This window comes from Shewanella sp. S1-58-MNA-CIBAN-0166 (assembly GCF_040310085.1).
In the GTDB taxonomy this organism is placed as follows: Bacteria; Pseudomonadota; Gammaproteobacteria; order Enterobacterales; family Shewanellaceae; genus Shewanella.
In genome coordinates this window covers 19,677-42,444 of record NZ_JBEOPN010000041.1, presented here as the reverse complement: position 1 = coordinate 42,444, position 22,768 = coordinate 19,677, and the positions used below count along the sequence as shown (strand labels likewise).

Here is a 22,768-nt window from a genome sequence, read left to right as displayed (position 1 = left end):
CGCGTGTAGCTCAGCTGGATAGAGTACCTGGCTACGAACCAGGCGGTCGGAGGTTCGACTCCTCCCACGCGCACCATAATAAAAAGGCCCTGCATCAATGCAGGGCTTTTTTTTTGCTTACTTTTCATTGTCTTTCTCATCTTACTGCAGCCGCTTTATCTCATAAAATTTGATTTTCACATCTTTATTCACTTATTACTCATGTCATGTTTAATCATCTATTTCATCAATTTGTTAAACCAATAAAGTGTGAGTGATTTTTATCATTGAATTATGAATTTGTTAATTTTAAAGTGAATATAGTGATTTTATTGATGATTCATCAGGTTATTATCATTTTTTTTGTATTTTATTGATTTTGTTTAATTGGTTCTCTCTATTTTGGTAAGACCAATTTACAAAAAGATAGCATTGTTGGTGTAAATTGTTTATATTTTGTGACAGGATTTTAGGTTTACAAACTCAGTTTGCGGTTTTTACCATGAAATACACCTTCATTGAATAAGCGTTGAGTTTGAATATTTATGCTTCTTGAGTAGTCAAGTTATGTCTGTAGTCGTTAAGGATGTTGTTGTCTTGGTGCACGTTTTGTGACATTGCACCGTGATAGCACATTGAGGGACGGTACAGAATAGTCAACGTATTGGTTTGATGTTTAACAGATAAAGTGAGGACACATGACATCGATATCTGAGCAGTTATCCGATGCGCTAGGCATTATGGTAATGGGCATGGGCTTAGTATTTATTTTTTTGAGTATCTTAATCATCGGTATTGGCATTGTTGCCAAGCTTTTTCCGGCCCCAGTAGAGGTTCCTACGCTAGCAACGGTAAGTGCTAATGTGCCTAAACATACCGTCTTAGACCCTAAGCTGGTTGCCGCTATTACCTCTGCGATACATCAATACCGCGCGAAATAAATTTGGAGTCATTATGAGCAAGCCATTAGCATTAACCGATGTCGTCCTGCGTGACGCACATCAATCATTATTGGCAACACGTTTACGTATTGACGATATGTTACCTATAGCACCGTTATTAGATAAAGTAGGCTTCTGGTCACTTGAGTCTTGGGGCGGCGCAACTTTTGATTCATGCATTCGTTATTTAGGCGAAGATCCATGGGATCGTATTCGCGAATTGAAAAAATCCATGCCTAATACCCCGCAACAAATGTTGCTTCGAGGCCAAAATTTATTAGGTTATCGACATTATGCTGATGATGTCGTTACGCGTTTTGTAGAACGAGCTCATACCAATGGCGTTGATGTATTTCGTATCTTCGACGCAATGAATGATGTCCGTAATCTTGAAACCGCGGTTAAAGCGGTTAAAAACGTGGGCGGCCATGCCCAAGGCACCATTTCATTTACCACTAGCCCTGTTCACAACATTGATACTTGGGTTGATATGGCTAAACGCCTAGAAGACATGGGCGCAGATTCTTTATGTATTAAAGATATGGCGGGTTTACTTAAGCCAATGCAAGCTTATGACCTCATTAGCCGCTTAAAATCACAAACGGACTTAATGGTGTCGATGCATTGTCATGCTACAACGGGCCTAAGCAGCGCTACATATCAAAAAGCGATTGAAGCGGGCGTTGATGTGCTTGATACGGCAATATCTTCAATGAGCCAAACCTACGGCCACAGCGCTACCGAAACGTTAGTGGCAATGGTTGAAGATACCGACAGGGCAACCGGTTACGATATGGTGTTGCTAGAAGAGATAGCAGCCTATTTTCGTGAAGTGCGTAAAAAATACGTCCGTTTTGAAGGTGCACTAAAAGGCATTGATTCACGTATTTTACGTGCTCAAGTACCTGGCGGCATGCTAACCAATATGGAAAATCAATTAAAAGAGCAGGGCGCAGCAGACAAAATGGATGCCGTGCTTGAAGAGATCCCGCGGGTACGTGAAGATCTTGGTTTCTTACCTCTCGTTACCCCAACATCGCAAATTGTTGGCTCACAGTCGGTGATCAATGTGCTGATGGGTGAGCGTTACAAGTCGATGACCAAAGAGACCGAAGGTGTACTAAAAGGCGAATATGGTGCGACGCCAGCGCCAGTTAATGCAGAACTACAAGCCAGAGTGCTAAAAGGCGAACAGCCAATTACGTGTCGCCCAGCCGATTTAATTGCACCAGAATTAGATAAGTTACGTGTCGAGCTTGCCGAAGCCGCCAAAGAGCAGGGCTTTAGTTTAGCTGCAGAATCAGATGACGATGTAATGACTTATGCGTTGTTCAATCAAATTGGTCTTAAGTTTCTTAAAAATCGCGGCAATCCGGATGCGTTTGAACCTGTCCCAAGTGCAGATGATTTACAAGTGAAAGCCGATAAAGGCCCACAAACCTATACCGTCGATGTCGATGGTCAACATTTTGTGGTCGAAGTGAGTGAAGGTGGTGAGATTGGTCACATCGCGCCAGCATCAGCTGCACCTATTACGGCAGCGTCTGCAACGGTCGCCTCAGCGCCTACGGGTGAGATTAAGTGCACCATGGCCGCGCCGTTATCGGGAAATATTTTCAAAGTGTTAGTCAGTAATGGTCAAGCGGTTAAAACCGGTGAAGTGATCATTATCCTGGAGGCGATGAAAATGGAAACCGAAATTCGTGCTCAACAAGATGGTGTTGTAACTCAGTTAGCGGTTAAGCAGGGTGACAGTGTAACTGTAGGTTCAACATTGTTGTCATTAGCATAAGAGGTCGAAATGGAAGGATTATTGGCTTTTTGGGCTGAAACGGGTGTCGCTAACTTTACTGGTGGCCAACTGCTAATGATGGCTGTTGGTTGTTTATTGTTATTTCTAGCGATAATTAAAGGATTTGAACCGTTATTGTTATTACCTATCGGATTTGGCGCCATATTAGCCAACATTCCTAATGCAGGTTTTACCGATGAAGGTGGCTTACTGTATTACGCTTACCATGTCGGGATTGAGACTGGGGTATTCCCATTGCTCATCTTCATGGGGGTGGGTGCATTAACTGATTTTGGTGCGCTAATTGCTAACCCTAAAACACTATTGTTAGGGGCAGCGGCGCAATTTGGGATTTTTGCCACTTTACTTGGTGCTATTGCCTTAAATTGGGTACCTGGGTTTGAGTTTAGTATGCAAGATGCTGCAGCTATTGCCATTATTGGTGGAGCAGATGGTCCAACGGCAATTTTCTTAGCGTCTAAACTAGCGCCTGAATTGTTAGGTGCTATTGCTGTTGCTGCATACTCATACATGGCGTTAGTGCCATTAATTCAGCCGCCGATCATGAAACTGCTAACCACTAAAGCCGAACGTGAAATTAAAATGGAACAATTGCGTGAAGTCAGTAAGAAAGAGAAAATTATCTTTCCACTGATGGTGCTAGGGTTAACCATTTTATTTTTACCTGCAGCAACCCCATTAATTGGCATGTTCTGTTTGGGCAATTTAATGCGCGAATCGGGCGTAGTGGATCGTTTATCGAAAACGGCGCAAAACGAGTTAATCAACATAGTGACTATCTTTTTAGGTCTTGCTGTTGGGTCTAAGCTATCAGCAGATCAATTTCTGCGTATCGAAACGCTAGGTATTTTAATCCTTGGCGCGGTTGCGTTTAGTATTGGTACTGCTTCTGGGGTATTGATGGCTAAATTAATGAGTAAGCTCTCTGGCGGAAAAATTAACCCACTTATCGGTGCAGCAGGCGTTTCTGCTGTGCCAATGGCTGCACGAGTAGTGAATAAGGTAGGTTTAGAGGCTAACAACCAAAACTTCTTACTCATGCATGCTATGGGACCTAACGTAGCAGGTGTGCTAGGCAGTGCTGTTGCTGCAGGTGTTTTGCTGGCAGTACTAGGCTAAAACTTACCCGATGATTCAAAAGCCAATGCCTTTGCGTTGGCTTTTTTGTTTTTATCTACTGGTACAAAATTACTTATACCTCTTTTGATGCATATTGGTGCACTTAAACTGCTTTATTGCACTGTAGTAGCATTACGTTACTTAATTGTTAAAATTAAAGTTATTTAAAATCAACCTGTTAATGTTTTGGCATGAAAAATGGATAGCAAAGGTTGTATATTTGATGAGCCATATCCAGTCTTTTTAGACAGTACAGGTTATCAGTTTTACAACTAACTGACTGATAAATAATATTTAATAAATTCAATTTTAGCAAAGGCGCTATCGAGATATTCCTAAATGGATATCCGAAGCGCCTTTTTTTATTGTCAATTTTCATAACGGGGAAATAATATGAACTGGAAAATATCGTTAACTCAGCAGATTAAGTCTTTATTACTGGGGGTCAGTATTGGGGCAAGTTTGTGTATCAACACTGTAAGTGCCGAAGTGGGCTTTCCTGAAAAAGAAGAGCTCAGGTTTGGTTTTATCAAATTAACTGATATGGCACCTATTGCGGTTGCTTATGAAAAAGGTTATTTCGAAGAAGAAGGTTTATACGTCACGATTGAAGCGCAGGCAAATTGGAAAGTGTTACTCGATGGTGTGATTGATGGTCGATTAGATGGGGCCCACATGTTAGCGGGTCAACCAATTGCTGCAACAATTGGTTACGGTACTAAAGCGCACATTATTACCCCATTTTCGATGGATTTAAATGGTAACGCAATTACGGTATCAAACGACGTTTGGGCCAAAATGAAGCCGCACATTGCTAAACAGGCAGACGGTTTTCCCGTTCATCCCATTAAAGCTGATGCACTAAAGCCCGTAGTAGAAGAATTTAAAGCGGCTGGTAAGCCATTTAATATGGGTATGGTGTTTCCGGTTTCTACACATAACTATGAATTGCGTTACTGGTTAGCCGCTGGTGGGATTCATCCTGGGTTTTACGCACCTCATAAAGGAGATACATCAGGGCAGATTGATGCACAAGCTTTGCTGTCGGTAACTCCGCCCCCACAAATGCCCTCGACACTGGAAGCGGGCACAATTAATGGCTATTGCGTTGGTGAGCCCTGGAATCAGCAAGCTGTGTTTAAAGGCATTGGTGTACCTGTGGTGACCGATTATGAAATTTGGAAAGATAATCCGGAAAAAGTGTTTGGTATTACAGCCGAGTTTGCCGAAAAATATCCAAATACCACTATACGCCTTACTCGTGCGTTGATCCGCGCCGCTAAATGGTTAGACGACAATAACAATGCTAACCGCCCAGAAGCGGTAAAAATACTGTCTCAATCTAATTATGTTGGTGCTGACTATGAGGTGATTGCTAATAGTATGACGGGTACGTTCGAATATGAAAAAGGCGATAAGCGCGCGGTTCCAGACTTCAATGTATTTTTTAGGCATCACGCAACTTATCCATATTACTCAGATGCGATTTGGTATTTAACTCAAATGCGCCGTTGGGGCCAAATTGAACAAGATAAATCTGACGATTGGTATAAAGACATCGCCGCAAAAGTCTATCGTCCAGATATTTATGCTAAAGCCGCGCAATCACTCATCGACGATAAGCTCATCCCCGCAGTTGACTTTCCAGATTTCAGTAAAGAAACCGGTTTCAAAGCACCGCAAACTCACTTTATTGATAACTTAGTTTATGACGGCAGCAAGCCTAATGCTTACATTAATTCATTTGTAATTGGATTAAAGCAAGGCGACAAGCTGTAACAACCCGTTAAGGAGTCTTGGATGAACAGTCTTTATTCTATTGCACAAAATCGCTTAATTGAACGAGGCAACATGGCAGTTGTTATGCTGAAAATAGCCGAGTTAAGTAGGGCGATACTATTACCGTTTATCGGCATTGCGATATTTTTAGCTCTGTGGGCGGTGACAGCTAATAGTATTGAAACCTCTCTGGGTAAGTTTCCGGGACCGGTTGCTGTCGTGTCGCAATTTGACAATTTGTATCAGGAGCATATAACTGAGCGCGAAAAGGCCGAGGCTTTTTATCAACGTCAAGAAACACGAAATGAGGCGCGTGTTGCTAACGATCCAAGTTATGTCGCCAAAGTACGTGCTTACACAGGTAAAGAAACTTTTTGGGATCAAATTGTCACTAGTCTAATTACCGTCATGAGTGGTTTTATCTTAGCGGCCATTATTGCTATTCCATTGGGGATTTGGATGGGGTTAAGTCGCAGTTTGCAGGCAGCAATTAACCCCATTATTCAAATTTTTAAACCCGTATCGCCACTCGCTTGGTTGCCTTTAGTTACCATGGTGGTCAGTGCGCTGTATGTCTCGCCGGATCCGCTAGTGTCTAAATCATTTATTAACTCCATGCTCACTGTCACCTTGTGCAGTGTTTGGCCAATGATTATCAACACTACAATCGGCGTGACGAGTATCGACAGCGACCTAATCAATGTCAGCAAAGTATTGCGGTTATCGGCAATAACCCATGTGCAAAAAATCGTCTTACCAGCATCTATCCCAATGATTTTTACCGGTATGCGCTTATCCCTAGGGGTCGCGTGGATGGTATTGATTGCCGCGGAAATGCTGGCGCAAAATCCGGGGCTTGGAAAATTTGTTTGGGATGAATTTCAAAATGGTAGTTCTGATTCATTAGCGCGAATTATGGCCGCGGTGGTTGTGATTGGCTTTATTGGCTTTTTATTAGACCGAGGCATTCTGGCCTTACAGCATTGGGTATCTTGGGATCAATGAGGGTAACAACATGAGCACATTTTTAGAGATTAGCGGCGTTGATATGGTTTTTCCCACGCCTAAAGGATCTTTTACAGCGCTTAAAGACGTGAATTTGAAGATAAATAAAGGCGAGTTTATCTCTTTGATTGGTCACTCTGGTTGTGGCAAATCGACCGTACTGAATATTGTTGCAGGTTTATACCAAGCCAGCTCTGGTGGGGTCATTTTAAAAAGTACTGAAGTTAAAGCGCCAGGACCTGAACGGGCGGTGGTATTTCAAAATCATTCGTTACTCCCTTGGTTAAGTGCCTATCAAAACGTTGAGCTTGCTGTAAAACAAGTGTTTGCTGGCAAGATGAGCAAAACAGAAATGAAACAGTGGATTGAACATAACCTGCAATTAGTGCAGATGGATCATGCTATGCATAAACGTCCAGGAGAGATTTCTGGTGGAATGAAACAACGAGTCGGTATTGCAAGGGCGCTTGCTATGCAACCGGAAGTGTTGCTGATGGATGAGCCATTTGGAGCATTAGATGCGTTAACACGAGGACACATGCAGGACTCGTTAATGGAGATCCAAAGTCAGTTAAATAATACCGTGATTATGATTACCCACGATGTAGACGAAGCGGTGTTGTTGTCTGACAAAATTGTCATGATGACCAATGGTCCAGAAGCCACAGTGGGTGAAATTTTAACAGTCGACCTTCAAAGGCCAAGAAACCGCCTAGCGTTAGCTCAAGATACTGAGTACAACCGACTGCGTTCTGAGGTACTTAAATTCCTGTATGAAAAACAACGCAAGATAGAATCACTGTCAGCAACAAAACAAGTATTTAAAATGCAAGATAAATCACAGACACCAATTAATGAAGCCGTTAAAGTAAGCAACAGTTAGTTTGCTAGTCGCACTGTTACGCTTTACAGCGTGTTGATAACTTAACTTAAAATAACTATTTGGGATGTAAGATGAATAAAAAACTGCTTGCGAGTCAAGTTGCGGATAAGGCTTGCCTAAATTCTGCCTTTACAAAAAAATGTGCCTTATCGGTACTTAGTTGTTCACTATTACTGGCTATGGGAAATGCTTCTGCAGCGGATGTTAAAGTCACATCAATCGCTGATGCAGTGACTCAGGGAACAGCAAATGTAGATTTGAATTTGCGTTATGAATCTGTCGATCAAGACAATGCGTTAAAAGATGCTGATGCATTGACACTTCGGACTCGTTTAACCTTTGCTACCGCTGAATATTACGGCTTAACAGCTTTAGTTGAGTTTGAGGATTCACGCAGCTTAGCAGGGGTTAATGATTATAATGACGCGATTGGCAACAATGCTGATTACTCTGTGATTGCAGACCCTGAAACAACTGAATTAGACCAGGCTTTCTTACAATACAAGCGTAATGGTTTTACTGCTAAAGCTGGGCGTCAAGTTATTGCTATCGATAACCAACGTTTTATCGGCCATGTTGGCTGGCGTCAAGATCGCCAAACATTCGATGCCGTTACTATGCAATATGCAATGAATGACTTTAGCGTTGACTATGGCTATATCTACAAGCGCAACCGTATTTTTGCAGAAATAAAAGACATAGATTCAAAAGATCACATCATCAATGCATCATATAATTTAGGCTTGGGTAAGCTAAGTGCTTACGGCTATCTGCTTGAGGAAGATACCAACCTTGATAACGGCGTTGACACCTATGGCGTGCGCTTTGCTGGTGCTAAAGATATCGACAAAATCAAACTACTTTATACGGTAGAATACGCCACACAAGATGCCGATACCGCAACTACATCTTATTCTGCTGATTATTTATTGGGCGAAGTTGGCGTAGGTTTTAGCGGGCTGACCGTCAAGTTAGGATACGAGCTGCTTGGGTCTGATAATGGTGAATATGGTTTTGCAACACCGCTTGCCACTTTACACGCATTTAATGGTTGGTCTGATCAATTTTTAGGGACGCCAGCCCAAGGGCTAGCCGATACCTATGTGTCTATTGGTGGTAGTATTGTTGGTGGTAATTGGGCGTTGGTTTACCATGATTTTGAAGCTGACGAATCTAGCGCTACGGTAAACGATTTAGGCGACGAAATTGACGCCGTATTCAGTTTACCAATTGATAAAAATTATACCGTAGGTGTTAAATACGCCGCTTATTCAGCAGGCGATGCTGGAGCCGGTAAAGTTGATACTGATAAAGTGTGGCTTTGGGCAAACGCTAAGTTCTAATTTGGCAAGCTAGTGAAAAAAGCGAGTATCAATTGATACTCGCTTTAATCTTTTTTACATTGCGTTTTTGTGTCCAGTTTTGAAATCTATTTACCCTCCTAAGCTCAACCAAGTCAGTTAACTATTCCTGCTACTATCTTATGTAGAGCCTAAAATTGCTGCTAATCCGTGGTCTCTAACGGTGCTAAATTAGACTGGATTAGATAAAATTCACTGCCTGCATAATCAATTTGTAATCTAAAGATTTGTAGTCATCCTGTATACTCGTCATCATCATTATCTTGTGTTCCTTTTGGGTTGTTATCGTATAATATCTGTTTAACTATCTTGTTAATTAGGCTAAGGAAAGCACAACACATGAAAAAATGGCTCGCGTTACTCGTTATAATTTTTTCGTCATATCAATGGTTCGTTTTACCGCAATATAGTGTGGCTGAATCATTCACCGATACACCAACCACCGCACTCAAATCTAACTCCACAGTGCAATATTCTGTAGCCCAAAATAACAATGCACTCATTCAGCAAGCATTTGAGCGCCAGCAGGAAAATGTTCAGGTACAAGGTCTGGGAACCGTGGTTAAACTGCTACCAGATGACAATAAAGGTGCTAGACATCAAAGATTAATTGTTAAAATATCTTCTTCGTTCACCGTATTAATTGCACATAATATTGATTTGGCGCCACGGATTGATGCGATATCGGTCGGTGATGAGATACAATTTTACGGTGTGTATGAATGGAATAACAAAGGCGGCGTAGTGCATTGGACTCATGACGATCCTAATGGCCGCCACCTTAATGGTTGGTTGATGCATCAGGGTAAAATGTACCAATAGTAGATCGCAACCTACTCAGTGAATGCCCTAATCACAAGATAATGGCTTAGGTTGTTTTTGTGATACCGATATCTGTTTATGTGACGTGAGGACGACCTTACCTCTCTATTTCATCCGGGGACGGCCCCGTAACACAGAGGTGTGTATGTCTTGGTTTATTTTGGTGGTAGCGGGATTATTTGAAATTGTATGGGCGATAGGACTTAAATATAGCGAAGGTTTTACTCGTTTATGGCCAAGCGTCGGTACTATTGTCGCCATGTTGATTAGCGTTGGGCTACTGGGCATTGCGATGAAATCGTTGCCCGTTGGAACGGCTTATGCTATTTGGGTTGGAGTGGGAATGGTAGGGACTGCAATACTAGGAATGGTATTGTTTAATGAGTCAGTCACATTGATTCGATTAGTGAGTCTACTGTTAATTGTTATTGGCATTATCGGATTGAAACTGTCGGGTTCAACGTAGATCGTTTCTGATGTAGACGACTGTTGACCTAGATTTTTGGATGTGGAGCACTTTTCCAATTTAAGTCATTCCAGCGTTAGCTCAATAGCCTTCACTCATTTATGGGCGTTTATCTTTTTTGACGATTGGCACTAAAAAGCCAGCACTAAAAAGTGCTGGCTTGTTTAAAAATGATCAAGGTATTTTAGGTCAAACCATACAATGAAAATATTGTTAAGCGGTTTGCTCAACTGGTTTTTCATCTGAATAAAACTGCTCTACGTCCAATTGGCCTTCCGATTTACCAATCACAACCGCAGTCATCATATCGCCAGTCACGTTAGTTGCCGTGCGGATCATATCAATAATACGGTCTATGGCTGCGATAAAGGCAATACCTTCTAGAGGTAAGCCTATCACGCCCAAAGTCACGGTTAACATCACCATCGCACTACCAGGAACTCCTGCTGTGCCGACAGACGCTACCGTTGCCGTTACCGCAATCAACATGTAGTCCGTCATATCAAGCGGAATACCGTAAATTTGCGCAATAAAAATGGCCGCAATAGCAGGATAAATACCGCCACAACCGTCCATGTTCATAGTTGCGCCGAGTGGCAGTACAAAAGCACTGTAACGTTTCGATACGCCCATTGCTTCAGTACTACGTGTGCTGGCAGGTAAAGTACCAAAGCTTGATGCGGTACTAAAGGCCACAATTTGAGCCGGCATGGCTTTACGGAAAAATTGCAGTGGGCTTAAACCCGCAGCAAATTTAACTAAACCGCCATACACAAAGATAATATGAATTAACGCGGCAATATAAATCGCAATAATAAACTTACCCAATGGTAATAATGTACTTAAGCCATACTCGCCCACAACCCAAGCCATTAAACCAAATACACCAATAGGTGTCAGTTTTAATACCATACGCGTTAGTTGAAACATCACTTCAGCGCCAGCTTCAATCACGTTTTTAAGCGGTGCTGCTTTCTCGCCCACAGCATTAATGGCAATGCCAATTAACGCGGCAAAGACAATAATTTGAAGCACATTGCCGTCGGCTAATGAGGCAAACGGATTCACCGGGATCATATTGAGTAATACCTGAGCAAAGCCTGGAATATCACGTTCGCGAACTTCTGATGTGGCTAAGGCTAGGTTACCGCCCATGTCGATAAGGCTGCCGACAGTTAAACCAATAAATGAAGCAATGGTGCCGGTAAACATAAACATGGCTAAAGTTTTAAAACTTAAGCGCTTTAAATTACCTTGTGAGCCCAGCGAGGTAATGCTCACCACAATGGCACAAAATACCAAAGGGGCAACCAGCATTTTAATGGCACTGATAAACAGATCGCCAAGAGGCTTTAACATCACGGCTGACTCGCCTAATCCGACGCCAGTGAGGGTTCCTAAAACAAAACCTGCAATGACTTTCTGCCAAAAAGGGATGCGTTTGAGCGTTTGCAATATCATGAAAGTTCCAAATTATGTCATTGTGACGTCGCTAAATATGATTAGGCAACATCGTTGTACGTGACCCATTAGTTCACTAATGAGTGATTAATTACTAAAAGCTAAACCCTACAATGGCGATGTGACGCTGTATTACTGTCTAGTTTTTTAGGACTATGCGAAGTATTTACGCTAAATAATGTCCTAATAAACCCGTTGAGGTTAATAAACATTAATCGCATTGTATGAAGTGAGCGAATGACAAACAACGTTATTTTATTATAACTTATATGAATAACTAAATTTGTTATTATAACTTTAAGTTTTTTTACTATTCATTAACGTATTCGCGCTGTTGTTGCTCAATTTTTGTATATTGAGTGGGGTAACCTTGCATGTTTACGTCACAATGAACGGTATCGTGATTGTGTATCTGTATAGTGTTTAAAGCACTCTTGAGATACTGGTGAGTTAATTTAAGATTTATCGCGTTCAATATATTCATATTATGCTGTGCAGATATTCATTGTGAAGGTACGATAAAAATAAAATGAATAGTCATTGGAATGAATATGCTAGTGCACAATAAGATTTATCGATGACGAGTTTATGGTTAATGTTCAGCGGCGCCTTTTTTGCTGCAACGCTTTTGCCTGGCGGCTCAGAAGTGTTACTGGTGGCATTACTTAATCAAACGCCATCTTTATGGTTCGAATTATTAATACTGGCCACTATTGGTAACACGCTTGGTGCGATAACCAGTTATGGTCTTGGTCGAGCAGGGCGGTTAGCTAAAAATCCACAAGATATTCAACGTCGTCAATACCGCTATGCACTCGCATGGATAGAAAAATATGGTATGTGGGCCTTATTATTATCTTGGTTGCCGATAATCGGTGATTTGCTATGTTTACTGGCTGGATGGTTAAAAATACCTATCTTACCCGCCTCATTATTTATGTTTATTGGTAAATTATTACGTTATAGCATCATTGTATTACTGATGACGTATACGTTTGAGTATTGATACCGCGTTACTTCTGCAACGATGGTTTTTTTGTTTTAAGGAAGGAGTCGATTTTGAAACTAAATTTGAATAAATGGATATTAGCAGCGGCCATCAGTGCAGCGTTAAGTGGCTGCGCATATGATGGGTACCAGTCGTCGAGTTTGCCCCAAGGCGTTACCTTAATTGAAAACGCCACGCCGATAGAAAATCAAGTTAGCATTCCCTATAAAAAATATCAGTTAGCCAATGGCTTAACAGTGATTTTACATCAAGATAAGTCAGATCCATTAGCTCATGTCGATGTGACCTATCATGTCGGTTCAGCCCGTGAATTAGCCGGACGCAGTGGCTTTGCGCATTTATTTGAACACATGATGTTCCAAGGGTCACAACACGTTGGTGATGAACAGCATTTTAAAGTGGTTACTGAAGCGGGCGGAACATTAAACGGCACTACCAATACCGACAGAACCAATTATTTTGAAACTGTGCCAAGTAATCAACTAGAGAAAATGCTCTGGTTAGAGTCTGACCGTATGGGCTTTTTACTGCCCGCCCTCACGAGTGAAAAATTCGAAGTGCAACGTGAAACCGTCAAAAATGAACGTGCACAACGGATTGATAATCGTCCTTATGGCCGTTTAAATGAACGTTTTAACCAAGCATTTTATCCAGCGGGTCATCCATATTCTTGGCCTGTTATTGGTTGGCCAGATGATTTAGATCGCGCCACAGTTGATGATGTGAAACATTTTTTTCAACGTTGGTATGGGCCTAACAATGCGACCTTAACCATTGGTGGCGACTTTGATGAGATGCAAACGCTGGCTTGGGTAAATAAATACTTTGGTGAAATTCCAGCCGGGCCTACGGTTAAGCCTGAAGCTAAAACCATGGTGACATTGGATAAAACCCGTTATATATCGATGGAAGACAAAGTACATTTGCCATTAATATACATGGGATTCCCCACTGTTTACGCGCAACATAAAGACGAAGCTGCACTCGATTTGCTCGCTAATATTCTCGGTGGCGGTAAAACGTCACTTATCTATAAAAATTTGGTCAAAGATGGTTATGCGGTCCAAGCTGCGGTAAGTCATCCATGCCAAGAGCTTACTTGTCAGTTATCTCTTTACGCTGTCGCGAACCCGAGTAAAGGTGGCAGTCTTGCTGATCTTGAAACTAAAATAAATCAAACTATCAGTGAGTTTGAACAGCGTGGCGTAACCGACGATGACTTGCAAAAAGTCAAAGTACAGTTCGAAGCCAACACTATTTTTGGCATGCAAAGTGTCGCCGGTAAAGTCTCTACACTTGCCGCTAATCAAACCTTTTTTGGTAAGCCAGACATGGTGGCAGCTGATTTAGCCCGTTATGCTAATGTCACCAAAGCCGATGTAATGCGGGTATTTAATACCTACATTAAAAATAAGCCAATGGTGGTGATGAGTATTGTGCCAGAAGGACAAACACAATTAATCGCCCACGCGGATAATTTTGAACCGACTACTTTGCCTATCGCGCAAGAAGCGGTAACCGGATTATCTGATATCACTTTCGCTAAATCTTCATTTGATCGCAATAAAATACCGGCATCAGCCGCGGCCCCGATACTGACAGTGCCGCAATTATGGGACAGCAAGCTGGTAAATGGCATTAAAGTGATGGGCACTGAAAGTGACGAAACACCAACGGTTGAATTGCTTATTTATTTGGATGGCGGCCATCGTTTAACGCCCAATAATAAGGCGGGTCTTGCTGAGTTAACCGCATCTATGCTTAATGAGTCGAGTGCGCAACGCAGCAGCGAAGATTTAGCTGGAGCGCTTGATATGCTGGGCTCGTCGATTAGTTTTGGCGCCAGCGATTCACAAAGCTACCTTAAAGTATCGAGTTTAACGGCAAACCTAGATGCCACGCTTGCCATCGTTAAAGAGCGTTTATTCAGTCCCGGTTTTGTTGCTGCAGACTTTGAACGAGTCAAACAACAGCAGTTGCAAGGTTTGCAACATCAAATGTCCGATGCTAACTATCTAGCCCGTAGTGGTTTTGCTGCCTTGTTATATGGCAACAATAGTCCATTAGGGATCAGCAGTAATGGTACGATTAAATCAATATCGGCATTAACGCTAGATGACGTAAAGCAATTTTACCAACAGCAATACCGTGCAGGTAATGCTCAAATGGTTGTGGTATCAGACTTAAATCAACAACAAATAATGCCTAAGTTGTCGATATTTAATGAATGGCAAGGCGAGGCGACTCAGGTTGCAGCACTGCCAGCATTGCCAACACACCTTAAAAACACTATTTATTTGATTGATAAACCTGGTGCGGCACAGTCGGTGATTAATATCGGCCAAGTGTCGTTACCGTATGATGCAACAGGCGATTACTTTAAAGCTTATTTGGTGAACTACCCATTAGGAGATGCGTTTAATAGCCGTATTAATCTTAATCTGCGTGAAGATAAAGGTTACACCTATGGTGCGCGTACTCAGTTTGGTGGCGCAGAAGATACCGGTCAGTTTATGGCGTATGCTAGCGTAAGAAGCGATGTAACAGGGTTAGCATTAGCTGAGTTTGTTAACGAAATTAATGCATACCAAGCGTCGGGTATGACCGACGAAGAAAGTGCCTTTATGCGCAGTTCGATTGCGCAAAGCCAGGCATTAGAATACGAAACCCCGTATCAAAAAGCCGGTTTTCTAAGAATGATCCAACGTTATCAGCTCGATAAAAACTTTACGGCTAAGCAAGACAAAATTGTGAAAAACATTTCGACAGATGAGTTAAACAAACTTGCCAGTAAGTTATTAAATATCAATGATATGGTAATGCTGGTGGTGGGTGATAAAACCACCGTTGTACCTCAATTAAAAGCCCTTGGGTATCAGATTGAAATGATGACACTTGCCGACTAGTTGAACACTTGTTACTACAAGGGTTAACACTAGCCTTGAAATAAGCTAGTGTTAACCTCATATACATGAGATGTATACTTAGCTCAGTCTATTATAAATATAGGTTGAGCTAAATTATGTGCTTTAATCGTAATACCATACGGTGTTGGTTATTTTGGCAAATAAAAGATAATGTTTAAGGCTCTATCGACGGTGACAACTTGTGTTGCCGTTTTTTAATTTAACACCCATAAACACGCTAATTATACTGAGTTACATTTTTTTTCGCGTTTTCAGTAATAATCTCGTTTATTATCAGGTCTAGCTGTTTACTCGCAATGCGAATCCATAAAAGAGAGTAGTAAATTGAAGTCTTTCAATGAAAAAGTCGAACACTTAAGCGACACTCAAGGCCGTGAGGCTTTATTGGGCATGTTACGTGGTATTGAACGTGAAGCATTGCGTATTGATGAAAACGGCCATTTAGCACAAGACGGACACCCAGAAGCGCTCGGTTCTGCTCTGACCCATTCGCGCATTACCACTGATTACAGCGAAGCCTTATTAGAATTTATTACGCCAGTCTGTCACAGTATTGATGATTTGCTCGAGGGGTTAACGCAAACCCACGCTTACAGTGTGCGTAACCTTAACGGCCAAAAATTGTGGCCTGTCAGCATGCCATGTTACGTAGGTGAAGTCAGTGATATTCCTGTCGCACGATATGGCAGCTCCAATAACGGTAAAATGAAAACCTTATATCGTAAAGGGTTAACCCATCGTTATGGTGCATTAATGCAGATCATTTCTGGGGTTCATTTTAACTTTTCGGTGTCGCAAGATTTATGGCAACGTTTGTATGATGACAAGATGACCAACGGTGCCGCTTGTTGCAGTAAAAATATCAGCTTTGAAGACTTTATCTCAGAATCTTATTTTGGACTGATCCGTAACTACCGTCGTTTAGTGTGGGTGTTACCGTATTTATTTGGTTCAACGCCAGCATTATGCAGTTCATTTATAAAAGATCAAGACGTCGATTTCGAATTTAAAAAAACCGGTAAAGGGACCTTATACCTTCCTTATGCAACCTCATTGCGCATGAGTGATCTAGGCTATACCAATAAAGAACAAGACACGCTTAATATTAGCTATAACTCATTGCCTGACTACCTTGAAGGCGTCGGCGCAGCAATTAAAATGCCATCGAAAAAGTTTGAAAAGATTGGTATTAATGTCGACGGTGAATACCGCCAACTCAATAGTAATATTTTGCAAATTGAAAATGAATTTTACGCGCCAATCCGTGCAAAACGTGTCACCCAAAAAGGCGAGAAACCTTCACAAGCTTTAGCACGTGCAGGTGTTGAGTATATTGAAGTACGTGCCTTAGACGTTAATCCATTTAGCCCTGTTGGGATAGATGCAACTCAAGTACGTTTCCTAGACCTATTTTTATTGTACTGCTTATTATCGCCATCTGAAGATACCGATGCCGTCGGCGACGCAGAGATTGCCGCTAACTTGAAAGCCGTAGTATTAGAAGGCCGTAAACCTGGACTTGAATTACAACGTAACGGTAAGACCATTAGCTTAACGCAATGGATGCACGAGTTATTTGGACAATTAAACACAATCGCGAAGCTACTCGACGGTGATGATAGCCATGCTTACCAAACAGCCTTAAGCACTTGGTCTGAAGCTATCGATGATCCAGATAAAACCTTATCAGGGCGAGTGATCAACGAAGTCGTGGTTAAAGGCACCGACCATAGCGTGTGGGTTAAACAACTGGCAAATGATTATCATGAATTTTTAAGCCATTACCCATTGAGTGATGAAGTCGAGCAAAGCTATGAAAACGAGGCTAAAAAATCTTTGCTTGAGCAGCACAGTTTAGAGGCTCAACCACAAGATAATTTTGCGACTTTCCTCGCTCACTATTTTAGTGATCTTGTTCCTGCAGGCACTTTCGAGGCGAAGTAATCATGCAAGCTTATTCATCTTGGCGAGCACTGCTTGTAGCGGTAGCGGCATTAGCTTTACATGGCTGTGCTTCATCGCCAGATGAAATGGTAGAGTGCGGTACTGTGTCGAGTTATTTAGCACCTGATAACAGTGCCAACTTATACCGTGTCGTGGTCACTCACTTAGATGGCGTGGCGGTTATTTCAAGACCCAATTACCTATTATCGCCAGGTGAGCATGCATTTACAGTGGCAGAACTGATTAACTCACCAGAATTAAAAGTGTCATTATCGGCCCGTAAAGTGAAAGTGTTGACTGTTAATGTTGAACTCGATCAGCGTTATCATATAGCAGCTCAATTCAACACCGATAAAATCTATATTGGTCAGAATCAGGACTACTGGCAGCCAATCATTTGGCAAACAGAATCTCATCAATGTGAAATGAAACGATAATACCCACTCCATTCATTATGTGCTCAATCAGAGTCACTCAGTCTTTTCAGTTTGAGGCGCATTGTTGAAATAATGGTTGTTCCCTTATAAAACAATGCAACAAAAAATGTAACGATAATTGCATTGGTTTTTAATTGATGTAAAACTGAGCCAAGAATCAATATCTTAGGTACTGGTAGAGGTGTTATGAAGTTTTTTTTAGGTGTCGTTAGCGCAATTGTATTACTGTCATTAGCAGGTTGTGCCACCTCGCCTCCGAAAGAGCCTGATAATCTGTGTGCTATTTTTAAAGAACACCGTTCTTGGTATGAAGCCGCAGTAGATACCCGTGAAAAATGGGGCGTTCCAGTACATGTCCCTTTAGCGATGATGTACCAAGAAAGTTCATTCAAACACAATGCCGCACCACCAATGGAATACTTTTTAGGTTTTATCCCCACCGGACGAGCCAGCGATGCCTATGGCTACGCACAAGCTAAAACCATGACGTGGGACGATTACGTTCGCGAAACCGGTAACAATTGGTCTAGCCGCAGTGATTTTGATGATGCGATGGACTTTATGGGCTGGTTTATTTACAAAACCCATAAAATTAATGGTGTGTCTAAGTGGGATGCTAAAAACCAATACTTAAATTATCACGAAGGCTGGGGCGGTTATAAACGTGGCAGCTATAAAGCCAAAAAATGGTTAACGCCTGTAGCCAATAAAGTCGACAAACGTTCAAAACGCTACGCTGCGCAATATCATCAATGTAAAGAAGATTTAGATTCGTCTTGGTTATGGCGAGTATTCTTTGATTAAGCTTAAGTATAAGTCACTTTGTGCAGCGGCTTACTGACCACAGCGAACACATTTGACGTGGTTAGCGATTTTTAAGCGAAAGCCCTAGCTATTCAATCACAAGAAAGTATTCAGTCACAAGAAAGTATTTAATCATAAAAAATCATTCAATCACAAAAAATCAATAACAAAAAAGGAGCCTAGGCTCCTTTTTTCGAGTGTCTTTAGGTAACGTCCGAATAAACAGATTTGATGACTTGTTTAATTGATTTTACAAACTAATTTAACCAGCCTGTTTAACCCAGCTATTGGGCAAACTCTGCCAAAATCCAATCTAATGGTGCTTGATATTGCTGTGGCATCCACGCTTTTAGTTGGCTGATACTGTCATCTAACATCGTTTTATTATGCACTGACAGGTTCAAGTGACCCACTTTGCGACCAACACGAACGTCTTTGTTGTACCAAAACAGTTCAGCATTTGGCAGGCTTAACCAACGGTCGTCTTTATCAACACCAATTAGGTTAACCATCACACATTGAAAGTTCACTTGTGGTTGATGCAAAGGTAAATTGCATAAGGCACGTAAGTGCAATTCAAACTGGTTAATGTGGCAACCTGCTTGAGTCCAATGGCCAGAATTATGCACCCGTGGCGCTAACTCATTTACCATTAAGTGTTCACCAACACGGAAACATTCCATTGCCATCACACCCACATATTCAAGGCCATCCATGACCTTGCTTAACATGTCTTCAGCTTCTGCTTGCAAAGGTGCTAAGCGGCTTAATGGCGCGATAGAGGCCATTAAAATACCGTCTTGATGCAGGTTAAGTGCTAGTGGGTAAAATAAGCAGCGGCCATCTTGGGTGCGCACGCCGACTAACGACACTTCTTCATCAAAGTTAATCGCTTGTTCTGCAATGGCTTCGTTGCGCCAATCGGCAGGGATGGTTGTTGCTTCAGCCTGTTTAAGCCAGTGTTGACCTTTACCGTCATAACCACCGGTGCGACGTTTTAACAATACCCGTTCACCATAAGCCTTATGTAACGCTTCAGTGCTGGTATTGTCATCAACTAATTGCCATGGTGATGTGGCGACCGCTAATTCATCGAGTAGACTTTTTTGGCTAAAACGATCTGCTAAACGGCCAAACACAGGACCATTAATAAAATGTGGGTGTTGGCTTAGTTGTAAACTTAACTGCGACTCAGGCCATTGTTCACGTTCAGCGGTAATGATGTCGTCAGCTTCTAGCGGTAATTGTACATCGGATGGCGTCATAATATCGACTGGGCGCACATTAATGCCTAACGGCTGACCAGCATGACTGAGCATGGCACCTAATTGACCGTCACCCAATACCCAAAGATTTTTTGGCAACGTCATTAGTCTTCTCTCGGATCGGGATTATCAAGGATCGAGCGAGTTTGCTCATCACGAAATGCTTCTAAACGCTCAGCTAAAGCGGCATCGCTAATCGCCAAAATTTGGCTGGCTAATAAACCGGCGTTAAACGCGCCGGCAGTACCAATGGCCAAGGTGCCAACGGCAATCCCTTTAGGCATTTGTACAATAGACAATAGACTGTCCATACCAGATAGCGCCTTGCTTTGTACTGGGACACCCAACACTGGCAAACGCGTTTTAGAGGCGATCATGCCTGGTAAATGGGCTGCTCCGCCTGCGCCACCAATAATGACTTTATAGCCTTTATCTGCAGCAGAACTTGCAAATTCCATTAGCTTGTCTGGTGTTCTGTGAGCTGAAACAACTTCAACATGATAAGGCACTTGTAACTTATCCATAATTTCAGCGGCGGCTTCCATTGTAGGCCAATCACTTTTCGAACCCATTACAACAGCAACTAGGGCTTGCATGTTAACTCCTTAACGTACTTATTCTATTAGTATATTTAGTTAATTTGCTCACTAGAGTATAGCGGCGGTTAACGTCAATATTAAGGCGATAAAAAAGGTGCTAGATAATAGCATAAGCCATGCTCTGTTGGCTTCATTTCAGTGTTTCTTGAGGCTAACACTCAGTTTCTAAATACGAAAACTACTTAAACACATTTTATATCAATAACCCTTTTGCTCATCGCGCTCGTTATTAGCTGTATGCAAAGTCACTTTGTTGACGTGACCAAAATGAAGAATCAGTCGATAGATGAGGAAAATAACCATGAACAATACCCATAAGCAACTCACTCGCAGTGTATTAGCCATCGTGATTAGTGCGATTATTATCGGTGGTTGTGCGCAAGAATCCAAAGACAGTGCGAAACAAAGTCAGCCCGCTTCTAAAATTCAATCCGCGAGTAAAACGGATTCCTCTGCACAAGCGCGTCCCGAGTTATCTGAGGTAGCAGGTTTAGTGATGGCATCTGAGCCACAGGCTGATGCATACCAAGGATCAAAGGAGGTGCATCGCAGCGCTAAAGTCATGGCATCGTCAATGGCGGAGCGTATTGTGAGTCCTCAGCATGTCAGCGCAAGCGATCGCAGCTTGTTATTAGCCCCTAATGTTAATGACAAATTTGAGTCGCTAGTACAAAACGGCAATATGGTAGCAGGTGAAACGCCGGTATCGACGTTTTCAATCGATGTTGATACTGGCAGTTACAGCACTACGCGCAGATTAATCAGTCAAGGCCAACTGCCGGCAAAGAATAGCGTTAGGGTAGAGGAGTTAGTCAATTACTTCAGCTATGACTATCCAGTACCGACAACCACTGAGCAACCATTTAGGGTTAATACTGAATTAGCACCATCACCGTATAATGCTGATACTCAATTACTGCGCATTGGTATTAAAGGCTTTGATGTTGCGGCTGATAAGCTTGGTGCAAGTAATTTGGTGTTACTGCTTGATGTGTCAGGCTCTATGTCATCTGCTGATAAATTGCCATTATTGAAACAAGCCATGCTGATGCTGAGTCAGCAATTATCGGCGCAAGATAAAGTATCGATTGTGGTGTACGCCGGTGCCAGCGGTGTAGTGCTTGACGGTGTCGCAGGTAATGACTTTACTGCCATTAAAACAGCCCTAAGTCAGTTAAACGCGCAAGGTGGCACTAACGGCAGCCAAGGTATTGAGTTGGCGTATCAATTAGCGCAAAAGCACTTTATCGAAAACGGCAGTAACCGAGTCATATTAGCCACCGACGGTGACTTTAACTTGGGAATAACAGATCATCAGCAATTGGTCGATTTCGTTGCCAGTCAAAGTAAAAAGGGTATTGGCTTATCAACGCTTGGTTTTGGCCTAGGTTCGGGTACTGCAAGTTACAACGACCATTTGTTGGAGCAATTATCGAATAAAGCTAACGGTCAATATGCCTTTATCGACACCTTAAATGAAGCACGAAAAGTACTAGTTGATCAACTCAGTGCCACACTGTTAACCATTGCTCACGATGTTAAAGTGCAAATTGAATTTAACCCCGCAGTGGTCTCAGAATATCGACTGATTGGTTACGAAAATCGCTTGTTAAATCGTAGTGACTTTAATAACGACGCCGTTGATGCTGGCGAGATTGGTGCGGGTCATACCGTTACTGCATTATATGAAATCCGTTATAACGACAGCCATAATCGCCTAGTTGATCCGCTGCGTTATACCGCCACGGAATCAACGCAAATAGATGATGCTAAAGTTCATCAACACACTGTAAATGAAGTGGCTTATTTAAAGCTGCGTTATAAAGCGATTGGCGAACAAACCAGTCAATTAATCGCCTATCCTATTAGTCGTGAGCAGCAGCTGACTCATTTGCATCAAGCCAGCGATGACTTTAGGTTTGCCGCGGCAGTCGCTGGATTTTGTCAGCTGCTTAACCAGAATAATTATGTCCACGATACTGATTATGCTAAGTTAATTACACTTGCTGAGTCTGCAATGGGCCAAGACCGTTTTGGCTATCGTCATGAGTTTGTGCAAATGTTAAAAACTGCAAGTGTACTCGACGGTCAGGTTATGATGACTGAACCTGATACTCGTTGGGTTAGCCAATAAATGCGTCACAAAAAGGATAA

At 42.1% G+C, this 22,768-nt stretch carries 18 protein-coding genes; 15 read left to right on the top strand and 3 right to left on the bottom strand.

All coding sequences use genetic code 11. The features are described from left to right. Positions 1-677: 677 nt before the first annotated feature. The 9 genes from AAEY99_RS19245 to sugE all read left to right on the top strand — a co-directional run bounded on the left by AAEY99_RS19245 (position 678) and on the right by sugE (position 10,168). Complete coding sequence (locus tag AAEY99_RS19245) at positions 678-920, top strand: OadG family transporter subunit (RefSeq protein ID WP_101085616.1); 243 nt, start codon at positions 678-680, stop codon at positions 918-920. Positions 921-933: 13 nt separating this feature from the next. After that, a complete protein-coding gene (oadA, locus tag AAEY99_RS19240) occupies positions 934-2,712 on the top strand; it encodes a sodium-extruding oxaloacetate decarboxylase subunit alpha (RefSeq protein ID WP_101085614.1) in 1,779 nt (592 codons plus the stop codon). Between the two features lie 9 nt (positions 2,713-2,721). Continuing rightward, entirely contained in the window at positions 2,722-3,852 is a 1,131-nt protein-coding gene (locus AAEY99_RS19235) for a sodium ion-translocating decarboxylase subunit beta (protein WP_101085612.1), read from the top strand. A 393-nt stretch (positions 3,853-4,245) separates the two neighbouring features. Continuing rightward, complete coding sequence (locus AAEY99_RS19230; protein ID WP_351011600.1) at positions 4,246-5,631, top strand: CmpA/NrtA family ABC transporter substrate-binding protein; 1,386 nt, start codon at positions 4,246-4,248, stop codon at positions 5,629-5,631. Between the two features lie 72 nt (positions 5,632-5,703). Further along, entirely contained in the window at positions 5,704-6,636 is a 933-nt protein-coding gene (locus tag AAEY99_RS19225) for an ABC transporter permease (protein WP_197708419.1), read from the top strand. 10 nt (positions 6,637-6,646) lie between these two features. Next, entirely contained in the window at positions 6,647-7,519 is an 873-nt protein-coding gene (locus AAEY99_RS19220) for an ABC transporter ATP-binding protein (protein WP_351011599.1), read from the top strand. A 179-nt stretch (positions 7,520-7,698) separates the two neighbouring features. Then, on the top strand, positions 7,699-8,862 hold the full coding sequence (locus AAEY99_RS19215) for an alginate export family protein (protein ID WP_162024291.1): 1,164 nt from the start codon (positions 7,699-7,701) through the stop codon (positions 8,860-8,862). Between the two features lie 357 nt (positions 8,863-9,219). After that, positions 9,220-9,702: a DUF3465 domain-containing protein gene (locus AAEY99_RS19210; RefSeq protein ID WP_351011597.1), complete on the top strand. Its 483-nt coding sequence runs from the start codon at positions 9,220-9,222 to the stop codon at positions 9,700-9,702. A 145-nt stretch (positions 9,703-9,847) separates the two neighbouring features. Further along, positions 9,848-10,168, top strand: coding sequence for a quaternary ammonium compound efflux SMR transporter SugE (gene sugE / locus AAEY99_RS19205; protein WP_101085602.1), 321 nt, complete (start codon positions 9,848-9,850; stop codon positions 10,166-10,168). Between the two features lie 213 nt (positions 10,169-10,381). Here the strand turns inward: sugE and AAEY99_RS19200 are convergent, their stop codons facing one another. Continuing rightward, the gene (locus AAEY99_RS19200) at positions 10,382-11,629 is read right to left on the bottom strand and encodes a dicarboxylate/amino acid:cation symporter (RefSeq protein WP_162022561.1); all 1,248 of its coding nucleotides are present in this window, start codon (positions 11,627-11,629) and stop codon (positions 10,382-10,384) included. Between the two features lie 577 nt (positions 11,630-12,206). On the opposite strand from AAEY99_RS19200, the gene AAEY99_RS19195 reads away from it, so the two are divergent. From AAEY99_RS19195 to AAEY99_RS19175, 5 genes are all read left to right on the top strand, one after another. After that, positions 12,207-12,635, top strand: a complete 429-nt coding sequence (locus AAEY99_RS19195; protein WP_351011595.1) for a YqaA family protein — start codon at positions 12,207-12,209, stop codon at positions 12,633-12,635. A 65-nt stretch (positions 12,636-12,700) separates the two neighbouring features. Further along, positions 12,701-15,544 carry a M16 family metallopeptidase gene (locus AAEY99_RS19190; RefSeq protein ID WP_351011605.1) on the top strand — a complete coding sequence of 948 codons (2,844 nt, stop codon included), beginning with the start codon at positions 12,701-12,703 and terminating at the stop codon, positions 15,542-15,544. A gap of 327 nt (positions 15,545-15,871) precedes the next feature. Continuing rightward, positions 15,872-17,509 (top strand): glutamate--cysteine ligase, encoded by a 1,638-nt coding sequence (gene gshA / locus AAEY99_RS19185; RefSeq protein WP_502959514.1) that lies wholly within the window; start codon positions 15,872-15,874, stop codon positions 17,507-17,509. Positions 17,510-17,511: 2 nt separating this feature from the next. Next, on the top strand, positions 17,512-17,946 hold the full coding sequence (locus AAEY99_RS19180) for a hypothetical protein (protein ID WP_162022563.1): 435 nt from the start codon (positions 17,512-17,514) through the stop codon (positions 17,944-17,946). Between the two features lie 186 nt (positions 17,947-18,132). Next, a complete protein-coding gene (locus AAEY99_RS19175; protein ID WP_162022564.1) occupies positions 18,133-18,750 on the top strand; it encodes a transglycosylase SLT domain-containing protein in 618 nt (205 codons plus the stop codon). A 284-nt stretch (positions 18,751-19,034) separates the two neighbouring features. Here AAEY99_RS19175 and purK read toward each other — a convergent pair whose 3' ends face one another. Continuing rightward, positions 19,035-20,120 carry a 5-(carboxyamino)imidazole ribonucleotide synthase gene (gene purK, locus AAEY99_RS19170; RefSeq protein WP_351011594.1) on the bottom strand — a complete coding sequence of 362 codons (1,086 nt, stop codon included), beginning with the start codon at positions 20,118-20,120 and terminating at the stop codon, positions 19,035-19,037. Next, positions 20,120-20,611, bottom strand: coding sequence for a 5-(carboxyamino)imidazole ribonucleotide mutase (purE, locus tag AAEY99_RS19165; RefSeq protein ID WP_101085588.1), 492 nt, complete (start codon positions 20,609-20,611; stop codon positions 20,120-20,122). Before purE ends, purK begins: the two co-directional genes overlap by 1 nt. 304 nt (positions 20,612-20,915) lie before the next feature. On the opposite strand from purE, the gene AAEY99_RS19160 reads away from it, so the two are divergent. Next, positions 20,916-22,748, top strand: coding sequence for a vWA domain-containing protein (locus AAEY99_RS19160; protein WP_351011593.1), 1,833 nt, complete (start codon positions 20,916-20,918; stop codon positions 22,746-22,748). The last annotated feature ends 20 nt before the right edge of the window (positions 22,749-22,768 follow it).